This window comes from Edwardsiella sp. EA181011 (genome assembly GCF_000800725.1).
Taxonomy (GTDB): Bacteria; Pseudomonadota; Gammaproteobacteria; order Enterobacterales; family Enterobacteriaceae; genus Edwardsiella; species Edwardsiella anguillarum.
The window spans coordinates 2,914,340-2,936,111 of sequence record NZ_CP011364.1 but is presented as its reverse complement, the minus strand read 5'-3'; the positions used below and the strand labels follow the sequence as shown (position 1 = coordinate 2,936,111).

The 21,772-nt window shown below is 57.7% G+C and carries 17 protein-coding genes, 2 tRNA genes and 2 pseudogenes; 10 read left to right on the top strand and 11 right to left on the bottom strand.

Going from position 1 to position 21,772, the window contains the following annotated elements:
• Positions 1-228: 228 nt before the first annotated feature.
• The 5 genes from QY76_RS12890 to QY76_RS12870 form a co-directional block, all read right to left on the bottom strand.
• Entirely contained in the window at positions 229-714 is a 486-nt protein-coding gene (locus QY76_RS12890; RefSeq protein ID WP_034165799.1) for a heme-degrading domain-containing protein, read from the bottom strand.
• Between the two features lie 139 nt (positions 715-853).
• Positions 854-943: transfer RNA gene (locus QY76_RS12885), tRNA-Ser, on the bottom strand.
• 142 nt (positions 944-1,085) lie between these two features.
• On the bottom strand, positions 1,086-2,585 hold the full coding sequence (gene araA, locus QY76_RS12880; protein WP_045426909.1) for an L-arabinose isomerase: 1,500 nt from the start codon (positions 2,583-2,585) through the stop codon (positions 1,086-1,088).
• A gap of 31 nt (positions 2,586-2,616) precedes the next feature.
• A complete protein-coding gene (locus QY76_RS12875) occupies positions 2,617-3,315 on the bottom strand; it encodes an L-ribulose-5-phosphate 4-epimerase (RefSeq protein ID WP_034165955.1) in 699 nt (232 codons plus the stop codon).
• Positions 3,312-4,991, bottom strand: coding sequence for a ribulokinase (locus tag QY76_RS12870; protein ID WP_045426912.1), 1,680 nt, complete (start codon positions 4,989-4,991; stop codon positions 3,312-3,314). The genes QY76_RS12875 and QY76_RS12870 overlap by 4 nt, the downstream gene beginning before the upstream one ends.
• Positions 4,992-5,354: 363 nt before the next feature.
• Between QY76_RS12870 and QY76_RS12865 the strand changes: the two genes are divergently transcribed.
• The 5 genes and pseudogenes from QY76_RS12865 (at position 5,355) to QY76_RS12845 (ending at position 10,886) form a co-directional block, all read left to right on the top strand.
• Positions 5,355-6,329: an arabinose ABC transporter substrate-binding protein gene (locus QY76_RS12865; protein ID WP_181937499.1), complete on the top strand. Its 975-nt coding sequence runs from the start codon at positions 5,355-5,357 to the stop codon at positions 6,327-6,329.
• Positions 6,330-6,383: 54 nt separating this feature from the next.
• Positions 6,384-7,883 (top strand): L-arabinose ABC transporter ATP-binding protein AraG, encoded by a 1,500-nt coding sequence (araG, locus tag QY76_RS12860; RefSeq protein WP_034165950.1) that lies wholly within the window; start codon positions 6,384-6,386, stop codon positions 7,881-7,883.
• Between the two features lie 67 nt (positions 7,884-7,950).
• A pseudogene (gene araH, locus QY76_RS12855) lies at positions 7,951-8,906 on the top strand (L-arabinose ABC transporter permease AraH).
• Between the two features lie 285 nt (positions 8,907-9,191).
• Positions 9,192-10,061: an arabinose operon transcriptional regulator AraC gene (gene araC / locus QY76_RS12850; protein WP_045427030.1), complete on the top strand. Its 870-nt coding sequence runs from the start codon at positions 9,192-9,194 to the stop codon at positions 10,059-10,061.
• 66 nt (positions 10,062-10,127) lie between these two features.
• Positions 10,128-10,886 carry an alpha/beta fold hydrolase gene (locus QY76_RS12845; protein ID WP_034165948.1) on the top strand — a complete coding sequence of 253 codons (759 nt, stop codon included), beginning with the start codon at positions 10,128-10,130 and terminating at the stop codon, positions 10,884-10,886.
• 291 nt (positions 10,887-11,177) lie between these two features.
• On the opposite strand, the gene QY76_RS12840 is transcribed toward QY76_RS12845, so the two are convergent.
• Positions 11,178-11,267: transfer RNA gene (locus tag QY76_RS12840), tRNA-Ser, on the bottom strand.
• Between the two features lie 176 nt (positions 11,268-11,443).
• The gene (locus tag QY76_RS12835; RefSeq protein WP_034165165.1) at positions 11,444-12,613 is read right to left on the bottom strand and encodes an ABC transporter substrate-binding protein; all 1,170 of its coding nucleotides are present in this window, start codon (positions 12,611-12,613) and stop codon (positions 11,444-11,446) included.
• Positions 12,614-12,959: 346 nt separating this feature from the next.
• On the opposite strand from QY76_RS12835, the gene QY76_RS12830 reads away from it, so the two are divergent.
• Together QY76_RS12830 and ghrA are read left to right on the top strand one after the other, a co-directional pair.
• A complete protein-coding gene (locus QY76_RS12830; protein WP_034165166.1) occupies positions 12,960-14,435 on the top strand; it encodes a peptide MFS transporter in 1,476 nt (491 codons plus the stop codon).
• Between the two features lie 124 nt (positions 14,436-14,559).
• Positions 14,560-15,500, top strand: a pseudogene (ghrA, locus tag QY76_RS12825) (glyoxylate/hydroxypyruvate reductase GhrA).
• Here ghrA and QY76_RS12820 read toward each other — a convergent pair.
• Both QY76_RS12820 and QY76_RS19390 read right to left on the bottom strand, forming a co-directional pair.
• Entirely contained in the window at positions 15,494-16,822 is a 1,329-nt protein-coding gene (locus QY76_RS12820) for a GGDEF domain-containing protein (protein WP_225865167.1), read from the bottom strand. The pseudogene ghrA and the gene QY76_RS12820 sit on opposite strands and share 7 nt — an antisense overlap.
• Positions 16,823-17,070: 248 nt before the next feature.
• Positions 17,071-17,262, bottom strand: coding sequence for a hypothetical protein (locus QY76_RS19390; RefSeq protein ID WP_235439401.1), 192 nt, complete (start codon positions 17,260-17,262; stop codon positions 17,071-17,073).
• Between the two features lie 185 nt (positions 17,263-17,447).
• Here QY76_RS19390 and QY76_RS12810 point away from each other — a divergent pair, with 185 nt between their 5' ends.
• Positions 17,448-18,185, top strand: coding sequence for a phosphatase (locus QY76_RS12810; protein WP_034165169.1), 738 nt, complete (start codon positions 17,448-17,450; stop codon positions 18,183-18,185).
• A gap of 48 nt (positions 18,186-18,233) precedes the next feature.
• Positions 18,234-18,818 (top strand): molecular chaperone, encoded by a 585-nt coding sequence (locus QY76_RS12805; protein WP_034165170.1) that lies wholly within the window; start codon positions 18,234-18,236, stop codon positions 18,816-18,818.
• A 100-nt stretch (positions 18,819-18,918) separates the two neighbouring features.
• Here QY76_RS12805 and QY76_RS12800 read toward each other — a convergent pair whose 3' ends face one another.
• The gene (locus QY76_RS12800) at positions 18,919-19,482 is read right to left on the bottom strand and encodes a lipoprotein (protein WP_034165171.1); all 564 of its coding nucleotides are present in this window, start codon (positions 19,480-19,482) and stop codon (positions 18,919-18,921) included.
• A 173-nt stretch (positions 19,483-19,655) separates the two neighbouring features.
• Positions 19,656-20,864, bottom strand: coding sequence for a multidrug efflux MFS transporter MdtH (gene mdtH, locus QY76_RS12795; RefSeq protein ID WP_034165172.1), 1,209 nt, complete (start codon positions 20,862-20,864; stop codon positions 19,656-19,658).
• Between the two features lie 317 nt (positions 20,865-21,181).
• Here mdtH and rimJ point away from each other — a divergent pair, with 317 nt between their 5' ends.
• Positions 21,182-21,766 (top strand): ribosomal protein S5-alanine N-acetyltransferase, encoded by a 585-nt coding sequence (gene rimJ, locus QY76_RS12790; protein ID WP_045426921.1) that lies wholly within the window; start codon positions 21,182-21,184, stop codon positions 21,764-21,766.
• Positions 21,767-21,772: the final 6 nt, after the last annotated feature.

Below are 21,772 nucleotides of genomic sequence, written 5' to 3'. Positions count from 1 at the left end.
CAACTATAGAAAAATCAAAGAAAGGCGGGCCATAGGCGGTCCGTCGCGAAGAGGAACAATACGATACGCCTTTAGCTAAGCGGAAATATAGATATATATCAAATCAGATGAGCAAACTAGGTAGGTGCTAAAAAAATAGTTTTTTATTCTGACGTCTTACGGCGCAGAGCAGGCGGGAGCTGGGTTGCTCGATCCCCCGCCGTTGGAGAAGTAAAAGACTTTTACCCATTAGGCAGATTTTTGTTGGCTAATGCCAAGAAAGCGGGCAATAACCTCACTGACCAACAGATGGTCGTCCAGCTGGGGCGCGCCGGACACGCTGATGGCGCCGACGCAGCCGCAGTTGACGATACGTAGGGGGAAGCTGCCGCCCTGGGAGGCATAGTCTGCCGGATCCAGGCCGTAAAAGGCCTCCAGCGTGGTATTCCGCAGGGTCAGGCGCATTCCCATCGCATAGGAGCTGCGCTGGAAGCGCAGTACAACGTTGCGCTTACGGCGGATCCATTCGGCGTTGTCCGGCGAGGTGCCGGGCATGGCACAGTGAAAGAGGGTCTGTCCGGCAAACTGGATATCGATGGTGACGTGCAGGCCGCGTTGCTCGGCCTCCTGGCGCAGTGCGCAGCCTAACTGCCAGGCGGTATCGGGATTGAATAGGGGAAACTGGAGCTGCTGCTCCTCGGCGGCCAGTCGCGCCAGCGCTTCTTCACTGCTCATAGGCGTTCCTTCTCTTGCGGTGTCATGACATAACTATCGGCAATCGATCGGGAAGGGGGCGCGACGGGGATCGGATTTTGTGATAAATCCGGGGACAGAAATGCAAAAAGCCCGGCCATAGGTCGGGCTTTCTAGAATCTGGCGGTGAGGAAGGGATTCGAACCCTTGATACGTTTTCACGTATACACACTTTCCAGGCGTGCTCCTTCAACCACTCGGACACCTCACCAAATTTTCCGCTGCGGCGTTGTGCGCTGCAACGGGGCGCTACTATAGGGATAGAGCCCCGCAGGGTCAAGCAGATTTTTTCACACCCTGTCCATCTGACGAATGCGTAGCCAATCTGGGGCGTTTATCGGCATACTCTACCGTTAGATGCCGAGGTGGTAGTACACCGCGTTCCAGCGTAACTGCTGTTTTAGCTGCTCCAATTGGGTTTCTTGATCGATCAACACAAACTCGATGCCCATCAACTCGGCGAAACGCTGTAACTGCGACGCATCGACCGCTTGAGTAAACACTGAATGGTGGGCGGCTCCGGCGAGTATCCACGCCTCGGTGCTGGTTTGCAGGTCGGGTAAGGGTTGCCATAGGGCACAGGCTACGGGGAGGCGGGGCATGGCCTGCGGTAGATCGACCACCGACACGCGATTGACGATCAGGCGGAAGCGGTTACCCATGTCGATCAGGCTTGCATTACAGGCTGCTCCTGCGGGCGCATGGAAACGGAGTCGTGCCGGAGCGGCTTTGCCACCGATACCTAGTGGCTGAGCATCCAGTAAGGGGCGCTCAGCGGCGATGGAGGGGCAGACCTCCAGCATGTGAGCACCGAGAACCCATTGTTGTCCCGGTTGGAGATGATAGGTGTAATCCTCCATGAAGGAGGTTCCGCCAGGTAATCCCTCCCCCATGACCTTGATGGTACGTAGTAAGGCCGCTGTTTTCCAATCGCCCTCTGCGCCGAAACCATAGCCTTGTTGCATTAAACGTTGGCAGGCGAGTCCCGGTAGTTGATGTAGGCCATGCAGATCCTCAAAGGTCGTGGTAAAGGCCGAGAAACCGCCCTGCTGGAGAAAGCGCTTGATTCCAATCTCCTGGCGGGCGGCCTGTACTAAAGAGTCGCGCAATGCTCCTCCACGCTTGACCGCATCCGTCAGGGTATAGCTGTGCTCATACTCATCGATGAGCGCCGTAACGTCTCCGTTGGCGATTTCGTTGATAGTCTGTACCAGATCACCCAGCGGGTAGTAATTAACCTGATAACCGAAGCGGATCTGGGCCTCGACTTTATCGCCTTCGGTCACCGCTACGTCGCGCATGTTGTCGCCGAAACGTGCGATCTTCATCTGGCGACTGTCGTGGATGGCTGCCGCTAAGCGCATCCAATCGCTGAGTCGCCGCCAGACATCCGGCTCTTGCCAGTGTCCAACCACGACGCTGCGCGCTAGGCGTAAGCGAGCGGCCATAAAGCCGAACTCGCGCCCACCGTGAGCCGTCTGGTTGAGATTCATAAAGTCCATATCGATCTCTTGCCAAGGCAGATCGCGGTTGAATTGGGTATGGAACTGCAACAGTGGTTTTTGCAGTTGGCATAGCGCCGGGATCCACATTTTGGCGGGTGAGAAGGTGTGCATCCAAACCATTACGCCGACACAGCGGGCATCATGATTGGCGTCTAAGATTCGGCGGCTGATCTCGTCGAGGGTGGTCGCGCAGGGTTGTAATACGATCTTCAATGGTAGACTGGCTAAGGTGTTTAACTGGCTGACTAACGTATGGGCGTGATCGGCCACCTGTTTTAGGGCTTCAGGGCCGTAAAGATGCTGACTTCCGACGATAAACCACACCTCATTCTGTTTCATTGATTCCATCTTGTGATCCTCATTAGTGACCGCGTCGCCATTAGGCGTGAGCCTGACCGTAATAGGCATGTTTGCCATGTTTACGTTGGTAATGTTTACGACGGATGTATGCCGGTAGCTCGGTAACGCCTGGGGCCAGTTGTAGCGTCATCCAGGCCATGCGAGCCACCTCCTCTAACACCACGGCGTTGTGTATGGCCTCGCGGGTATCCCGGCCCCAGCTAAATGGACCGTGTTGGGCAACCAGAATGCCGGGGAGGGTTAGAATAGGTGCCTTATCCAGGGTTTCGATGATCACCTGGCCAGTTTGAGCCTCGTAGTCGGTGGTGACCTCTTGCTCTGTAAGTAGGCGTGAGCAGGGAACCGCGCCGTTAAAGTAGTCGGCTTGGGTGGTACCGAGCAGTGGAATGGCACGCCGTGCCTGCGCCCAGGCTGTGGCGTGTGTCGAGTGGGTGTGGACGATGCCACCCAATTCGGGATAGTGGCGATACAGCGCCAGGTGTGTCGCGCTGTCGGAGGAGGGGCGTAACTTGCCCTCAATCAGCTGGCCGTCTAGATCAAGAACGACCAGATCCTCCGCACGGAGTTGCGTGTAGCTGATGCCGCTGGGCTTGATCACCATCCATTCGCGTTGACGGTCAATGCCACTGACGTTGCCCCAGGTGAATGTCACCAAATGGTGGCGGGGAAGGGCCAGATTAGCCTCTAGTACCGCCTCACGTAGCGCGCGTAGGCTCATGCTAAGGTCTCCTCATCGTGGTAGAGCGGGGCGGTCTTCTGCCCCCAAAGGCGATAGCGTTGATAGAGATGCTGATACTCGGCGACACGTTCGGGACGTGGCTGGTGTAGTCGTTCGATACGGCTGGCCATCTGCCCTTGAGCCGCTGCGACCGTCGGGTAGCAACCGGCGGCGACAGCCGCAAAGATAGCGGCGCCGAGGGCACAACATTGGTCGGAGCCCACGACGCCAATGGGACGGTTCATTACATCAGCACATACCTGCATGATGGTGGGAGACTTGCGGGCAATACCGCCTAGCGCGATGACCTGCTCGACGGCGATCTGCTGTTGGGTGAAACACTCCATGATGCTGCGGGCGCCACAAGCGGTAGCAACGATCAATGCGCCGAACAGGTCGACGGCGTCACTGGCTAAGGTGAGATTACCGATGGTGCCTTGTAAGCGTTGATCGGCATAGGGGGTTCGCCGGCCATTGAACCAGTCGAGCACTAAGGGTAAGTGGCGTAAATTTGGGTCAGCATCCCAGGTCGCGGCTAGCGTCGGCAAGAGGGTGTGTTGCTGTTGTTGGACGGCACTACTCAGCTCTGGGTATTGCACCGCTAGCCGCTCCAGTGGCCAGCTCAGTAAGCGTTGATACCAAGCGTAGATGTCACCGAAGGCTGATTGACCCGCTTCTAGCCCGATTTGCCCCGGTAATACGCTTCCCTCAACCTGCCCACAGATCCCGTTAAGCGTGCGCCCTGCGACGGTGGTTGGATCGGCGATCAAAATGTCGCAGGTGGATGTACCGATGACTTTTACCAAAACGTTAGCGCATGCGCCAGCTCCCACGGCGCCCATATGGCAATCGAAGGCACCGCCAGCGATGACAATGCCAGCATGAAGATGCAGTCGTTCCGCCCACTCGGGAGTCAGGGTGCCAACGGGGTGATCGGCGAGTTGGCTGTGGCGAAACAGTGGTTGGTCGAGTTTTTCAACCAGCAAGGGATCAAGTGCGTGGAGAAAGTCGCTACCAGGCAGGCCACCCCATTCGGGATGCCATAATGATTTATGTCCCGCGGCGCAGCGGCTACGAGTCAGGAGGGCAGGGGCGGTGTTACCACTGAGTATCGCCGGAATCCAGTCACAGAGTTCGACCCAGTTACAGGCGGCTTGGCGTACGGCGTCATCCTGACGTGATATGTGCAAGATCTTGGCCCAGAACCACTCACTGGAGTAGATCCCTCCGACATGCTGGCAGTAGTCGGGAAAATGACCGCCATGGCAGAGGTCGGTGATCTCCTCAGCTTCGACGATAGCGGTGTGATCCTTCCACAGAATAAACATCGCATTGGGGTTATCGGCGAACTCGGGACGTAAGGCGAGTACCTGTCCTTGTTCATCGATCGGGGCAGGCGTTGAACCGGTACTGTCGACACCGATGGCGCGGATAGCCGCGCGTTGAGGCGGGGTTAACTGGCTCACGACTTGGACGATGGCCTGCTCCATCGACTCTAGGTAATCGCGAGGATGATGACGGAACTGATTATGTTGCGCCAGGCAGTAATGTCCGGCTTGCCAACGTGGATAATAAGCTACATGTGTAGCCAGTTCAGCACCATCTTGGCAGCGGACGGCGAGCGCACGAACTGAGTCGCTGCCGAAGTCGAGGCCGATGACGATCTCTCCAGACATAGTGAACTCCTGACCAGCAAGGGGGAATAGGCTGGAACTTAGGCAAGTTGGTTACCGAAGGGTTAGGCACGGATCGCTGTAAATATGGATATTGCTGCTATTAGGCGGGCAAAGTGATTTACCTAACAGAATAGTCATATGACTATTCAGCTAAAAATATAGACAAAATAGCTACATTTTTATCACGTGATCTAGCTCGCTATACCGCCGAGAGAAAATGCCTACATATTTAGGACTACAACAGCTAACTGATTTAATTTCATATCTAATCAATAAAATAATTGTCATGGTGATGAAGGCGTCACACGGCGGTCACCGTGATATCCGTATGGATAGAACACCCGGAGATAATATATGAACAGAATGGTTAACGGTTTGCTTCTCGCTGCAGGCTTAGCATTGGGTATGGTAAATACTGTCGCGGCGGAGACATTAAAATTGGGCTATCTGGTGAAACAGCCGGAGGAACCATGGTTCCAGACCGAGTGGAAGTTTGCCGATCAGGCCGGTAAGGATCTGGGATTTGAGGTGATCAAGATTGCCGTCCCCGATGGAGAGAAGACGCTGAATGCTATCGACAGTTTGGCCGCTAACGGTGCCAAGGGATTTGTTATTTGTACGCCGGATCCTAAGTTGGGGCCGGCCATTATGGCGAAGGCGCGTAGTTTAGATCTGAAGGTCGTCACCGTGGACGATCAGTTCGTTAATGCCAAGGGACAACCGATGCAGGATGTTCCGTTAGTGATGATGGCGGCTAGTAAAATCGGTGAACACCAGGGCGAGGAGCTGTATCGGGAGATGCAGCGTCGCCAGTGGGATCCCGCGCATAGTGCGGTATTGGCGATCACGGCGAATGAGTTGGACACCGCTCGGCGTCGAGTCGAAGGATCGCTCTCAGCCTTGAAGGCGGTCGGTTTCCCTGCGACGCAGATTTATAGCGTTCCGACCAAGAGTAATGACATCCCTGGCGCCCTGGATGCCGCGAACTCGATGCTAGTCCAGCACCCAGAAGTGAAGAATTGGCTGATCGTCGGTATGAACGATAACACCGTATTGGGTGGGGTCCGCGCCAGCGAAGGGCAGGGTTTTAAGGCAGAGAATGTGATCGGCATCGGTATCAATGGGGTCGATGCGGTTAATGAACTCTCCAAATCTGGGGCGACAGGCTTTTACGGTTCTTTGCTCCCTAGCCCGGATATCCATGGTTACAAGAGTATTCAGATGCTACATGACTGGGTCGCGAAGGAGACACTACCAGCGATGTTTACTGAGGTGACTGATGTGGTGTTGATCAAACGAGATAACTTCCAAAGCGAGCTACAGAAGAAAGGACTGTAAGCGCGGTCAGCATCCACTGGCAGGCATCGCCTGCCGTTACTGGGGAGTGCGGTTATGGAGCATGCAGTAGCCTATTTACAGTTCTGTGGTATCAGCAAGGCGTTTCCCGGAGTACAAGCTTTGCAAGATATTACGTTCGACTGTCATCAAGGGTCGGTACATGCCCTAATGGGCGAGAATGGGGCGGGTAAGTCGACATTACTGAAAATTCTGAGCGGTTTTCAACGGCCAACCAGTGGAGGGATACGGCTAGGAGGTGAGGAGCATATCTTTCATACGACTCAGGAGGCGTTGGATCACGGTATCGCCATCATCTATCAGGAGCTGCACCTGGTGCCGGAGATGACGGTGGCGGAGAATATCTATCTGGGTCAATTGCCAACCCGGCATGGTGTCATCAATAAGAGCCGCCTTGAGCACGATGCCGCACGCCAGTTAGCGCGTCTCGGTATGGATATCGCACCGCAGACACCGTTGAAATACCTTTCTCTAGGGCAATGGCAGATGGTGGAGATTGCTAAGGCGTTGACGCGTGATGCCAAGGTGATTGCTTTCGATGAGCCGACCAGTAGCCTCTCGACGCGTGAGATCGCACAGCTATTCCGAGTGATCCGCCAATTGCGTGATGAGGGTAAGGTTATCCTCTATGTTTCGCATCGCATGGATGAAATCTTTGATCTCTGCGATGCCATCACAGTATTCAAGGATGGTCGCTATGTTCGTACCTTCCCCACGCTGGCGGGGGTGTCGCGAGATGAGCTGGTTAAGACCATGGTCGGACGTGAGTTAACGGATATTTATGACTATCGTCCACGTCCATTAGGCGAATGGGGACTAGAGGTCAAGGATATTGAGGGGCCGGGAGTGGCGATGCCGCTTTCATTCTCGGTAAGACGCGGTGAGATTCTGGGTATCTTCGGTCTGGTTGGCGCGGGGCGTAGCGAGCTGATGAAGCTGATCTTTGGTGCGGAGAGGCCACGCGCTGGCGAGATCTGTGTGCATGGGGCACCGGTGCGCATCCGTAATCCGATTGATGCTATCGCCAGCGGCATCATGCTTTGTACCGAGGATCGTAAAGCGCTAGGCATTATTCCCATTCACTCGGTACAGGAGAACATTAATATCAGCGCCCGGCGTCGTAAGGCATGGGGCGGATTCTGGGTTAATCGGCGTTGGGAGCGGGAGAATGCGCAACAACGGATCGTGGAGATGCGGGTAAAAACCCCCTCCGCCCAGCAAGCCGTGATGCATCTCTCCGGCGGGAACCAGCAGAAAGTGATCTTGGGGCGTTGGCTATCCGAGGAGATGAAGGTGATCCTGCTGGATGAGCCAACTCGCGGGATCGATGTCGGAGCCAAGAATGAAATCTATCGTGTGATTTACAACCTGGCCGCCGCCGGTATTGCCGTGGTGGTGGTGTCGAGCGAGCTGCCTGAGGTCTTGGGGGTAGCCGATCGTATCCTCGTGATGCGTGATGGTCTGATCGCCGGTACGTTTTCCCATCAGCAGGCGACGGAGGCTGGTGTTCTGACGCTGGCCATGCCGACTCGCTAACTCCAGACGTGAGGAATAAACCATGGATACAAGCAACACGGCCGCCGCCCAGCAGGCTCCTGCGGGCATGGCGCGTTACCGCCGCTCATTAGCACGCATCTGGGATCAGTATGGCATGCTGGTAATCTTTGTGATCCTGTTCTTATTGGCCTGTGGGTTGGTACCTAACTTTGCCAGTTGGATCAATATGAAGGGACTAGGACTCGCCGTATCGATGTCCGGCATGGTGGCCTGTGGTATGTTATTTTGCTTAGCCTCCGGCGAGTTCGACATGTCGGTTGGTTCAGTGGTCGCTTGCTCGGGAGTGAGTTGTGCGGTGGCTATTAATCTCACGGAAAGCATTACCATCGGTATTTTGGCCGGTCTGGCGGTTGGCCTGCTATTCGGTTTGATCAATGGCATTGTCGTTGCGAGGTTTAAGATCAACGCGCTGATCACGACGTTAGCAACCATGCAGATTGCACGCGGTATGGGGTACATTATCTCCGATGGTAAAGCGGTCGGTATCGCTGAAGAGGGCTTCTTCGAGCTGGGAAACTCGGCCTTGTTTGGGATCCCAACACCGATCTGGTTAACCGCTATCAGTTTTGTGTTGTTTGGCTTGTTGCTGAACAAGACGACCTTTGGTCGTAATACCTTGGCGATGGGGGGAAACGAGGAGGCGGCCCGCCTCGCCGGAGTTAATGTGGTACGTACTAAGATTATCATCTTCACCATGACCGGCATGATTGCCGCACTGGCGGGGATCATCCTTGCTTCGCGCATGACTTCAGGTCAGCCGATGACCTCGATCGGCTTTGAGTTGGTGGTGATCTCGGCTTGTGTTCTTGGGGGCGTCTCGATGAAGGGGGGATCGGTAAGATCTCCTACGTTATTGCCGGGGTATTGATCTTAGGGGTGATGGAGAATGCGATGAATCTCCTCAATATCTCTCCGTTTGCTCAATATGTGGTGCGTGGCGTGATCTTGTTGGCGGCGGTACTCTTCGACCGTTACAAACAAGTACGCAAGGCACGGCTCTAGGCCATTCTACCTCCCTGCTTGCTTGCTTGCTTGGTGGCTGAACGCTTATCTAAGATGAGGCTAAGGGGCGAGGGGCGCATCGGTTACGCTCCGTCGCCACCGACTACGCGAAGATGAACGGTGAGTGGCGGGGGCTATCGAATGCCATTGCATTCTGAATGGGGGTTACGCTGTGAGCTGGCACGGGTTTTCGTGCCTTAGCAGGGAGGATGCATAGCGGTAGGGGGGAGGATTCTTACAATAAAGCGCTGTGAATCCGATTTTTTGATGGGGATGTCGACAGTTATGGCGGTAACACCTCACGACAAGCCGCAGCAGCTCAATCCACTGCTACCCGGCTATGACTTCGATATTTTCCTGGTTTCTGGGTTAACGCCTATCGAACAGGGGAGTCCGCTCGACTTTATGATCGACCGCCCTCACGGAATGAAGGGATATATTATCAATCTAACCATCCGTGGTAAGGGGCACATCGTCAGTGGTGAGCAACATTTTGATGTGATGCCGGGTGAGTTACTGCTGTTTCCTCCGGGTATCGCGCATGATTATGGTCGGGCACCAGCTTCACACGACTGGTACCATCGTTGGGTCTACTTTCGCCCTCGAGCCTACTGGATTGATTGGCTAAAATGGCCCTGGATGACGGGGCAGGTTGGGCGACTTAGTCTTGGCCAGGGAGCACTATTGCGTGAGTTTGAAGATCTGTTCATCTCGATAGCAGAAACTCATCAAGCGATAAGGCCGATGTCGGAGCAACTGGCGATGAATCTGTTGGAGCGTCTGCTGATTCGTTGCTACGAGATCTTCTCTCAGGCGGATCGACCGACGCTCGATCTGCGGGTTCAACAGGCATGCCAGTTACTGAACGAGAATCTGGCGGTGGAGATCTCCATTGAGGCGTTGGCCGAGCAGGTCTTTTTGTCATCTTCGCGCTTAGCACATCTATTTCGCCAGCAAGTCGGTGTGAGCATTGTGCGTTGGCGTGAGGATCAGCGCATCACCCGCGCGAAGCTGTTGTTGCAGACGACGCCGCTAACGGTCGCGGTGATTGGTCAACAGGTCGGTTATGATGACCAGCTCTATTTTTCCCGTGTTTTCCGCAAACGAGTCGGGGTCAGCCCAAGCGAATATCGACGTTGTGCTATCCCGCTATAGTGAAGCACTGATATCTATGTGGCGAGGTAGCAAGCGGTATCGTAGAGCTCGAATGAGGAGGAGCTTTTGCTATCATCGTGCTATTCAACAGTTGCGCGCTGCCGGGTACGTTGGCTGATCTTGCCGGGGGAGGGGATACCCGTGGTGTTTATACACGGCCTGGGATGTGCCGCATCGTATGACTATCCTCGCGTGGTTGGCGATCCTCATTTTAGACGCAGAGCCGCTATTCTGATCGACTTGCCCGGCTACGGGTATAGCGACAAGCCGTGGGAGTATGGGTACACCATCAGGGAGCAGGCCCTCGTGGTTAACGAGGTCATTCGGGCTATCGGGTTGCGCGATTATTTCATCTATGGACACAGCATGGGGGGAAGCATTGCCATCGAGAGTGCTGCCGAGGCGGCGGCGGGGGTTCGCGGACTGATCGTCTCTGAGCCGAATTTTCATCCTGGCGGCGGCCTGTTTAGTCAGAAAATCTATGCGAGTACCCAGCAGGATTATATTGTATCGGGGCACTCTGCTTTCGTGGCGAGCGAGGATAGCACCTGGGCGGGCAGCCTCGCGGTCGCCGCGCCGTGGGCGGTTTGGCGCTCGGCGGCTAGCCTGATCGCCGGAAACGCCTGGTTAGCGCTATTCCTGCGAATGATGGGGCCAACCGGGTTGATCTTCGGTGAGGCGTCGCTGCCCGATGCGGATTTTTCACGGCTACAATCCTTAGGGACGACGTGTATTACCGTGGCGCAGTGCGGCCACGCGATGGCCTGGGAGAATCCGGCGGGCTTAGCCGGTGCGCTTAGCGCCTTCTGCGCACGCTATGAGTAAGCAGGATCCGCGGGCGATGAGCTCGCGGAGCTTACCCTCTCCGGAGGACGATGGCGCCGGTGAGTCATCAGACACTGACCGCCTGCTTGATTCGCTAACGAGCGAATACGAGAGGCGACCCCACTCCCGGAGCGAGATGGCGAGTTTTTCCCGACGTTAAAGGTGAGAGCGTGGCCCTCGATGACGCATTCAAGGCGGCGATGTGAAGGCTGAGCGAGAGGGAACGCGGCCGCTAGGTCGGTCATCGCGAAAAAGCAAAAAGCCCGGCCATAGGCCGGGCTTTCTAGAATCTGGCGGTGAGGAAGGGATTCGAACCCTTGATACGTTTTCACGTATACACACTTTCCAGGCGTGCTCCTTCAACCACTCGGACACCTCACCAAATTGTTTTCGCTGTTGCGCAGTGCGCTGCGATGGGCGCTAATGTAGGGAAAAGCCGTCGCGGCGTCAATACTCTTTTTTCGTAAAACCAACCGTTTAGCTAAACATTCAACAAATTGGTGAATTACGCCGCATTCGGCGGCGTAATTTGCAGCATCGGCGGCGCCGGAGCTCAGTCAGTGCCCGTAGCGTTTTTGCCACTCGGCATCCAGCGCCTCCTGCCACGAGGGGTGCGGTTCGGCCAGCGCGTGGAACAGCGTGGGCGCCTTGCCAAAGGTGCGCCGTTGCTCAGGCGGCAGGCGGGCAACGTCCACAATGGTCGGATCGCCCCAGATTCGGCCGTCGGCCTTACGCGCCTGCGCCTCGGGCGAGAGCAGGAAGTTAATGACCACCTGCGCGGCGTCTTTGGCCGGGGCGTTGAAGGGGATCGCCAGAAAGTGCACGTTGCTCAGGGCGCCGGCCTTAAAGGCATACGCCTGGGTATCGGGCGGCACCTCTCCGGCGGCAATCGCCGCGGGAGCCATGCCGGGGTTGAAGCTGATGGCCAGATCGAGGGCGCCGTCATTGAACAGCTGTAGCTGCTGGGCATCGCTGGTCGGGAATACGCGTCCCTGGCGCCACAGAGAGGGGTGGATCTGATCCAGCCAGGCCCACAGCGGAGCGCTATCGCGGGCAAAGGTCTGTGGATCCACGGGCTGACTCAGCGGCAGCGTCGGATTGAGCTGCATCAGGATACTTTTTAGAAAGCTGCTGCCGTGAAACTGCGGCGGTCGCGGGTAGGTCACCCGGCCAGGATGCTGTCGGGCATATGTCAGCAGGGCCTGAGGATCGGCCGGTGGCGTCGGCAGCGCGGCGGCATCGCGGAGCAGCACCAACTGACCGACGCCCCAGGGCGCCTCATAGCCCTCGGTGGCGACGGTGAAGTCGCTGCGCACCGGCAGCGATAGGTTTACCCAGCGCCAGTTGGGCAATTGTTCGGCGAAGGGGCCATACAGCAGGCCCGCGCGCTTCATCGCAGTAAAGTTTTTTCCGTTGATCCAGAGCAGATCCACGCTGCCGCGCTCAAGGTTGCCGGCGGCTTGTTCCGCCCGAATACGGCCGACGGTTTCGGCGATGTCGCTCACCTTAACCTGCACCAGATTGATGCCGTAGCGTTGCTTAACCTGTTGGGCTGCCCAGCCCAGGTAGTCATTGACCTGTGGGCTGCCGCCCCAGGCGTTGAAGTAGACGGTCTCACCGCGCGCGCGCTGCAGGTGGGTGTCCCAGGGCGTAGCGGCGGCATGGGTGTTGAGGGTTAACGCCAGGCACAGCGCCGCGGCGCCGCGGAGCAGGGAGGAGAGTCGCATGGATCGCCTTATCGAAGGTAGGTGAAGGCGCCATTGTAATCGCTGGCGGAGGCGGCGCCTAGCGGGGAGGAGCAATGGCGGGCGGCGGGCGCAGGGGGCCATGCCTATTCCGAATTAAACAGCACAAAGTATGGGTAAAAGTGAATAGTTACGCTTATAAATTGCTTAAATAATAGCTAAACAGGTAATTAATTAAGATTAAGGCTGGTCTTTTGGTCGTTTATCCCGCTAAATGTGAATGCGGCCTACACAAACGGTATGGAACAACAACAAAGGCCGACCGGCACAACACCGGGAAGTTCTCAGGATGAGTCGTAACCAGCCCTTTCGTTCAAGGAGAAAAGCGGTGAGCGCTTCAACCACCCCCTCTCACCCAGGTGCCGTCCCATCGGGAACCGGCGCTCTGTTTTTTATTCAAACGTTTGCCACGCTCGGCTTTGCCGTGCTCTATTCCACCCTGGTGCTGTATGCCACGAAACGTCTCGGATTCAGCGAGACGCAGGCTAACGCCATGATGGGGATCTTTGGCGCCTTTAACTATGGCCTGCACCTGTTCGGCGGCTATTTGGGCGGGCGCTGTCTCAGTAACCGTAACCTGTTTGTGCTGGGGATGGTGCTGCAGGTGATCGGCTGTTATCTGATTGCCGAGATGGGCGTGACCGGCCTGTATTGGGGGCTGGCGATGTTTCTGACCGGCAGCGGGCTGAACGTGACCTGTATCAATATGATGCTGACCCAGCGTTTTGCGCCGGACGATAATCGACGGGAAAGTGCGTTTTTATGGAACTATGCCGGGATGAACCTGGGCTTCTTCATCGGTTTTTCCGTGGCGGGGTATTTCCAGCTGACGGAAAACTATCGGGCGCTGTTCCTGTTTGCCACGTTGGGCAATGCGGTGGCGATCGTGGTGACCTTGTCCCGCTGGCGTATTCTGGCCGACATCAATACGCCGCTGCGTCAGATCCGCGGCCGTGCCTTTTATCGGCGAATGCTGGTGGGACTGCTGATCCTGGTGGCGCTGGTGCCGGTGCTGCGTATCCTGCTGACTCACGCTGATTTCAGCAGTAACTTTGTGATCCTGCTGGGGATCCTGGTTTTCGTGCTGCTGTGCGCGATGACGGCGCGTCACCGCCAGGCGGATGAGCGTCGCCGCATGGTGGCCTACCTGATCCTGGCGCTGGGATCGCTGGTCTTCTGGTCGCTGTATCAGCTGGCGCCGATGGGGCTAATGCTGTTCTCTGAGCACAACATCGATCTGAACGTCTATGGCTGGCGGGTCGCGCCTCAGTGGATCCAGAATATCAATACGCTGGTGATCGTCATCGGCGGTCCGCTGATGGCCTGGCTGTTTAAGTATCTGCGCGGTATCGGCCTGCGCATCGATATCCCCTCCCAGTTTGCCGCCTCGCTGTTTTGCATGGGGCTGGGCATGCTGGTGCTGCCGCTGGGGATTTCGCTGGCCGGTGCCGATGGGCTGGTCGCGTTTAAATGGATCGCCATCAGCTATCTGCTGCAAAGCCTGGGCGAGCTGCTGATCTCGCCGATCGGCTATGCCATGATAGGCAAGCTGGCTCCCGCCCGTCTGCAAGGAATGATGATGGGGTGCTGGATGATGGTGACCGGGGTCGCCTCCGTGCTGGCGGGCTATGTCTCCGGGCTGATGCCGCAAAACAGCGGCAATACGCCGCTGGAAACCAACCCGGGCTACAGCGCGGTGTTTAATGCGTTGGGATGGGGCTCTATCGCCACCGGGGTGATCCTGGTGCTGCTGGTGCCGTTGCTGCGTCGGCTGATTGCCTACAGCAAGAGGTCAACGGCCTGAGCGATAGGCAATAATGGCGCTTGACGTTGACAGACGGCGGAGATCCTGACAAAAGGGTATTCGCCGTTTTTTTATCCGCGGGGAAAACGGCGGAGAGCGTCGTCAACACGATCAGGAGGCCGTCATGGAGATCATCTACTACCATCCTTTTTTCACTGCTCAGACCTGGCTTGACGGTATGCGCCAGCGTCTTCCGCAGGCCCATATCCGTCAGTGGCAGCCGGGCGATGATAAGCCCGCCGACTATGCGCTGGTCTGGCAACCCCCCTATGAGATGCTGGCCCAGCGCCAGGGACTGCGGGCCATATTTGCCCTTGGCGCCGGCGTGGATGCCATTCTGGCCCAGGCGCGCGCACACCCCGGCATTTTGCCGGCGGGGGTGCCGCTGGTGCGCCTGGAGGACACCGGCATGGCTCAGCAGATGGAGGAGTACGCCGTCGCAGCGGTGATGCGTTATTTCCGCCGCTTTGATGAGTATGAGCTGCAACAGCGTCAGGGGATCTGGCGTTATCTGGCGCCCCATGAGGCCAGCGCGTTTACCGTGGGGGTGCTCGGCGCCGGCGTCCTGGGGGGAGAGTGGCGCGTCGCCTGGCCTCCTTTGGTGTGCCGGTGCGCTGCTGGAGCCGCACGGTGAAGGACTATCCGCAGGTGCAAAGCTTTTACGGCAGCGAGCAGTTGCCCGCCTTTTTGCAGGGGCTGCAGCTGCTGATCAACCTGCTGCCGAACACGCCGCAGACCGAGGGCATGCTGAATCAGCGCCTGTTTGCCCAGATGAATGCCGGCGCCTATATCATCAATCTGGCCCGCGGGGTGCATCTGGATCAGGATGCGCTGCTGGCGGCGCTGGGGAACGGTCAGGTGGCGGCGGCGACGCTGGATGTCTTCGCTCAGGAGCCGCTGGCGGCGGATCACCCGTTCTGGCAGCATCCGCGGGTGACCATAACGCCGCATATCGCGGCGATCACCCTGCCACAGGTGGCGATGGACTATATCGCCGACAATATTCATGCGATCGAGGCAGGGCGGCGCCCAGAAGGGGTGGTCGACGTCGCGCGCGGCTACTGATCCGCCTGCGCCGGCGCAGGGGAGGAGGGCGTGCCCTCCGTGCGCCGGGGCGGCAGGGTAACGCAGTGTTTTCCCCGGTGCTTGCTGATATACAGCCGATTGTCCGCCAGGGTCTTTAGCACCAGCAGCTCGCTGGCCTCGTCGCTGTCGCTGGCCCCGATGCTAAGGCGTGCGCCGTAGCGTTCGGCCTCGGCCAATAGCGCACGGCAGCACTGCGTCAGCGTGTCGATGTCCGGCACGCGTTTTTTATCGAGCAGAGCGGCAAACTCATCGCCGCCGATGCGGTAAAAGCGCCAGCCCTCCTGACGGCGGGCAAAGGCCGCCGCCAACTGGGCCAGCAGGCGATCCCCCTCATCCTGTCCCTGCTCATCGTTTACCTGGCCAAAGGCATCCAGATCCAGCAGCAGCAGGTAAAAGGGCTGCTGCTGATAGAGGCGCTGGGCGATGTCATAATCATACTTGCGCCGGTTATACAGCTTGGTCAGCGGATCGCGCAGCAGCGCCTTTTTGTCTAGCTCGACGCGCCGCTTGACGGCGTCATTAAAAAAGAGACCGTTTTGCCGCGACGGCGTTTTACCGGAGAGAAACTCCTCGCGCTCGCGCTCGATTTCACGCTTGATTTTTTTATAAAAGTAGCTCAGAAAAAAGATAGCGCAGCCAAATGACAGAATAAAATAGAGCAGGTTAAATCCAATCAGCTTTAACAGATAGATGACGGGGATATAGCCCACCAGCGTTGCCTTTTTCCCGTTAAGCAATTCGTTCTGCTGGATTACCTTTATTTCCAATGGTCTGTTACGCCACAGATTTTCACCGCGGATGCTGTCCGGCAGCAGCTGTGGCGCATTGGCTGAGCGGGCGATGAGTTTATTGTCGTCGTCAAACAGATAAAGATAAATCGGGGTGGTGGCGCTGTGTTGATCTAATACCTTTTCCAGACCATAAATATCCAGAAGGAATACCATGACCTTGCCGTCACCGGTGGTATATTTCAGATAGGGCAGCACGGTTTCGCCCCGATCCAGATGGCCATACCATTGACGCTGCTGGTGTCCGCGCATCTGCGCAATCAGCCGCTGCTTCTTGTCGTCAGAGAGCCAGTCATGGGCGCTGTCATCCAGCAATCGTAGGTGCTCGCCATCCAGCAGATAGACGCTGTTACCCCAGTGCAAATCGCGGGCGACGGCAAACAGATCGGGGATCTGGCTGCCTTTTTTAGAGACATATTCAATAATTTTACTGCGTCGTTGGATATTGCGGTTGTCGTTGTCCAGCTGACTTTTTGAAATACCATTGACAATGGCAGAGGTTACCAGACGCATATTCTGCCATTCGCGCGCGCTGCTATAAATAACCAAGGCGCCGGAGCTGATAAATAAAATAACAAACAGACCGGCTACGGCTCTGCGTAAAGTCCTTTCCAGAACCATCCCACGCTCCTGATAAAGACAGTAATCCTGGCGAGCCGCCTAGGGCAACGGGCGGCGACCAATAGGACTATTTCAAGAGGCGCATGGTAAAGCAAAAATCATACAGTGACAATTTTTTCAATAAGCGGTTAGGGATGGCATTATATCGTGATTAATGTAATGGATTGGATGCTAACGTCTATCCTGCCTATCCTGCCTATCCTGCCTATCCTGCCTATCCTGCCTATCCTGCCTATCCTGCCTATCCTGCCTATCCTGCCTATCCTGCCTATCCTGCCTATCCTGCCTATCCTGCCTATCCTGCCTATCCTGGCTAGGCGGAGATTGGTCACGGCGCGTTTAGCATTACGCCGGGACACCCCGCGCGGCGGTGGCTGAACCTGTGCGGGATCTTTGTTAGAGTATTATCCTGTCTCGCCGCCGAACAGGGCGTCGATGCCACGACCCGTTACGAAACGCCGCCGAGGGGGCGCCGCCGAGGCGGCCCGACGCAGATTCCAGGAGAGGTGAGAGGTTTATGTATTCTGTCGATTTACATATGCATACCGTGGCCAGTACCCATGCCTACAGCACGCTGCATGACTATATCGCTCAGGCGGCCGCGCGCGGCCTGCGCCTGTTTGCGATTACCGATCATGGCCCCGATATGGCCGATGCCCCGCACCCCTGGCACTTTATGAATATGCGCGTCTGGCCGCGGACGGTAAACGGCGTTGGCATACTGCGCGGGATCGAGGCGAACATCAAGAACCGCCAGGGCGATATCGACTGCCATGGGCGGATGCTGGTTGAGATGGACGTGGTCATTGCCGGCTTTCATGAGCCGGTGCTGGCGCCGGTCGATCGCGCGTTTCATACCGAGGCGCTGCTGGCGACGATCGCCCGCGGCGAGGCGGATATTATTTCGCACCCCGGCAATCCCAAGTATCCGCTGGATATTCCCGCGGTGGCCCGCGCTGCCGCCGAGCATGGCGTGGCGCTGGAGCTGAATAACTCCTCGTTTAGCCACTCGCGCGCGGGCAGCGCCGATAACTGCCGGGCGATCGCGGCGGCGGTGCGCGATGCCGGCGGCTGGCTCTCCCTGGGCTCGGATGCCCATATCGCGTTTGATATGGGGAACTTTAGCCACTGTATCCGGGTGCTGAATGAGGTAAACTTCCCGCCGGAGCGGGTGCTGAATGCCTCACCGCGGCGTGTGCTGAACTTTTTGCAGCGGCGGGGCAGACCGGCGATCCCTGAATTTGCCGATTGGTAATGCGCATTAGTGACAATGTCACTTTTGCGCTATTGGTCAGGAACGGATATGAACGATTTTTCTATAGTGTGTCGCCTGCTAGGCTCTCTGTTTGCCCGACAGCCTCAGGATCCCCTGCTGGATCCGCTGTTTACCCTGCTACAGAATAACCAGCTGCAGCAGTACTGGCCGCTGGAGCAGGATGCCCTGCTGGCGCGCTTGCAGGCCGGCGCAGGCGATCGCGGCGCGCTGGCGCAGGATTACCAGGGGCTGTTCGCCGCCGAAGGGGCGGTGGCGACCCAGCGCAGCGCCTACGTGGCGGATGCTGAGGAGTCGCAGGTGCGCGACTTTCTGCTGCAGCGTGGTATGCCGCTGGGGGCCGGGGCGGCGGATAGCTTTGGCCAGCTGCTGCTGGCGGCCTCGTGGCTGGAGGATCAGGGGCAGCGTGACGAGGTGTTGGCCCAGGCCAGCCTGTTCGATGTATATTTGATGCCGTGGGCCGCCCAGTTCCTGGGCAAGGTCGAGGCCCATGCGCGCACGCCGTTTTACCGTACGCTGGCGGAGCTGACTCGTGAGGCGCTGCAGGCGCTGCGCGACGATCTGGCTGAGGACGAAGAGGGAACGGCGAGCGACGCGGACGGCGGCGCTGCCTGACGGGGGCCTCGATATCCCCCGGCGTCACCGGGGCGAGTGAAAAAAAACGGCGCCGCAGGGCGCCGTTTTATCGCAGGGTGCAACGCCGTACGGCGTAAGATCAGTCGGTCAGCGGGATCACCAGCTCACCGGGCTTGACCTCCAGCCCCTTGGCCAGCTTACGGGCGATGGCTTCGGTCTTGCTGTTCTCCGGATTGAGCACATAGGCCGGCTGCTGATCAAAATAGCTGCGCAGGGACTGGTTCAGGTAAGGCGCCAGCGCCTTCATCAGCGTCTCCATTTTTTCCGGCTGCACCTTATAGTCCACCAGCGTTAAATCGCGCAGATAGATGGCGCCCTCATCGCGCTGGTATACCGGCTTGGCGCGCAGCGTCAGCTGCAGTTCGCTCTGCTGGGGGCCCAGAATGGAGCTGATGGCAACGTTGGCATGGCCGCTCAGCGTAATGGTGTTGGGCTCGCTGCGGCCAATCTGGCTGCTGAGCTGATCCAGCGTGATGCGGGCATCGACCAGGCCGGGGACCCCGATCTGTTTTTCAAACTGGCTGTGCTTATCCAGGTAGGTATTGATCTGCTGCTCGCTGATGCTGTAGCTGGTCAGCTTGTTACAGGCAGTCAGCACCAGACCGGCGGCCAGAACCGCAGCGGTAAACCATAGTTTTCTCATGAGTGAAGCCTCGGCGACGGGAACAACCCGATACATAAAACGCTGATTGTGACACAGATAACCGCGGGGAAAAACCGCCGTAACGGGATGAAGCGCCACACAGTACGTATGTTACAGCATAAATGCTTGGGGCTGCGGCGGGGATCGGATAAGACTGAATTCCCGCCGCCGCGTTAGCTTGAGCGGGGCTGGCGCGTGGCGTAGGGCGCCCGCAGTGAAAACTGCCAGTAGAGCAGCACCAGCGTCAGCAGGCCAATGATCCCCAGCAGTGCCCAGGGAAGCTCGGGCATGGCCAGGCTGCGTCCCATATCATACATCCAGCCGCCGCCGGTGTAGCCGAGGGCGCCGCCCAGCGCCAGCCCGAGGCGGCTGAAGCCCATGTAGCTGCCGCGCGCCCGGGCATCGGCCAGCGAGGCGCTGAGGGTTTCACGTGCCGGCTCGGCGATAATCGAGCCGAGATAGAAGCAGCAGATCAGCGCAAACAGCGACTGTAGCGTGGTGGTCAGCCCCAGGGGGAACAGGCTGAGGGTCATCAGCAGCAGGCCGAACATCAGGCGCTGCTCCAGGCTAAAGCGCTTTTCACTCCAGCGGGCGATGGGGTAGAGCAGCGTCAGCGACAGCGCCGCCTCGATGGCGTACATCCATTTCACCGCCCCCGGTCCGCCGGCGATGTCGTTGACCACGATCGGCAGCATCAGCATGACCTGCACCGCCAGCATATAGTAACCGGTGAGGGTGAGCACATAGGTCAAAAAGCGCCGATCGCGCACCACGCGCAGCATGCCTTCACGCACCGGCGTCCGGATGGTCGAAATACGGTAGGCCGGTAGCAGCCAGGCGTTCCAGGCGGCGGCCAGCACAAAGAGGGCGGCGCCGGCCCAGCATACGTAGTGAAAGTCATAGGCCAGCAGCCAGCTGCCGATCAGGGCACCGATCACCGCGCCGGCGCTGTCCTGCATCATCAGCAGGGAGTAGAAGCGGCCACGCTCATGGGGGCGGGTGAGCTTGATCACCAGCGCGGTTCGCGGGGGATCGAACAGCGTACCGCCCAGGGCGGAAAGCGCGCAGGAGGTCCAGAGGATCCACGGCTCGCTGGCGACGGCCATCGTGGCGAACCCGGCGGCGCGCAGCAGCATGCCGCTGACGATCATCGGCTTGGCGCCGACGCGATCGGCGATCGCGCCGCCAAAAATGCCCAGCCCCTGCTGCAGCAGCTGGCGCAGGCCGAGGGCGATGCCGACCATCAGGGCGGCCCAGCCCAGCTGGTCGACAAAGCGGATAGAGATGAGGGGAAAAACGACAAAGAAGCCCAGCACGACCAGCAGATTATCGATCAGCAGAAAGTACTTCCCCGATCGCCTGGCCTGTAATACCAGCGACATGTTCCACCATTGAGCGCGAGTAAAGCGATAACATACGGTACGTTCATTTTCGCCGTTTCACGAAAGCAAAAACAGAGAAATGATAGATTGGCTGAATAAACAGTAAATTGTATGGTCTGGATGATAAGTTGTGGAATATAGCGTTAAGCGACCAGCAGATCCGGGAGAAATTACTGAGCATGGAGCGCGTTTGTATATTATAACGCCAGTCAATGACTTACCGACCATGGACAGAGAGGTTATAGTTATCGGTACGGCGCCGGGGAGCGAGAGGGGGCCGGAACCATTCGATGACGGCAATGCACACGGAGGGATTCATGTTTGGCTACGGCAATGCAGGCCCGAGGGTTCGCCTGACCACGGATCGGCTGATCGTGCGGCTGGTCAACGAGCGCGACGCGCACCGGCTGGCCGATTACTATGCGGAAAACCGCGACTTCTTGCGCCCTTGGGAGCCGATTCGCGATGAGAGCCACTGCTATCCGTCCGGCTGGCAGGCTCGGCTGTCGATGATCCGTGAGCTGCAAAAGCAGGGCGGTGCGTTTTATTTCATCCTGTTGGGCCACGATGAGCAGGAGGTGCGCGGGGTCGCTAACTTCAGCAATGTGCTGCGCGGCGCGTTCCACGCCTGCTTTCTGGGCTATTCGGTGGCGGGCAAGTGGCAGGGGCATGGGGTGATGTATGAAGGGCTCCAGTCGGCGATTCGCTATATGCAGCGCCAGCAGCATATGCACCGTATCATGGCCAACTATATGCCGCACAACCAGCGCAGCGGCGCCCTGCTGCAGCGTCTGGGGTTTGAAAAAGAGGGGTATGCCAAAAACTACCTGTTAATCAATGGAAAATGGCAGGATCATGTCTTGACCGCCCTGACGAATCCCGAGTGGACCGTGGGGCGCTGACGCCGC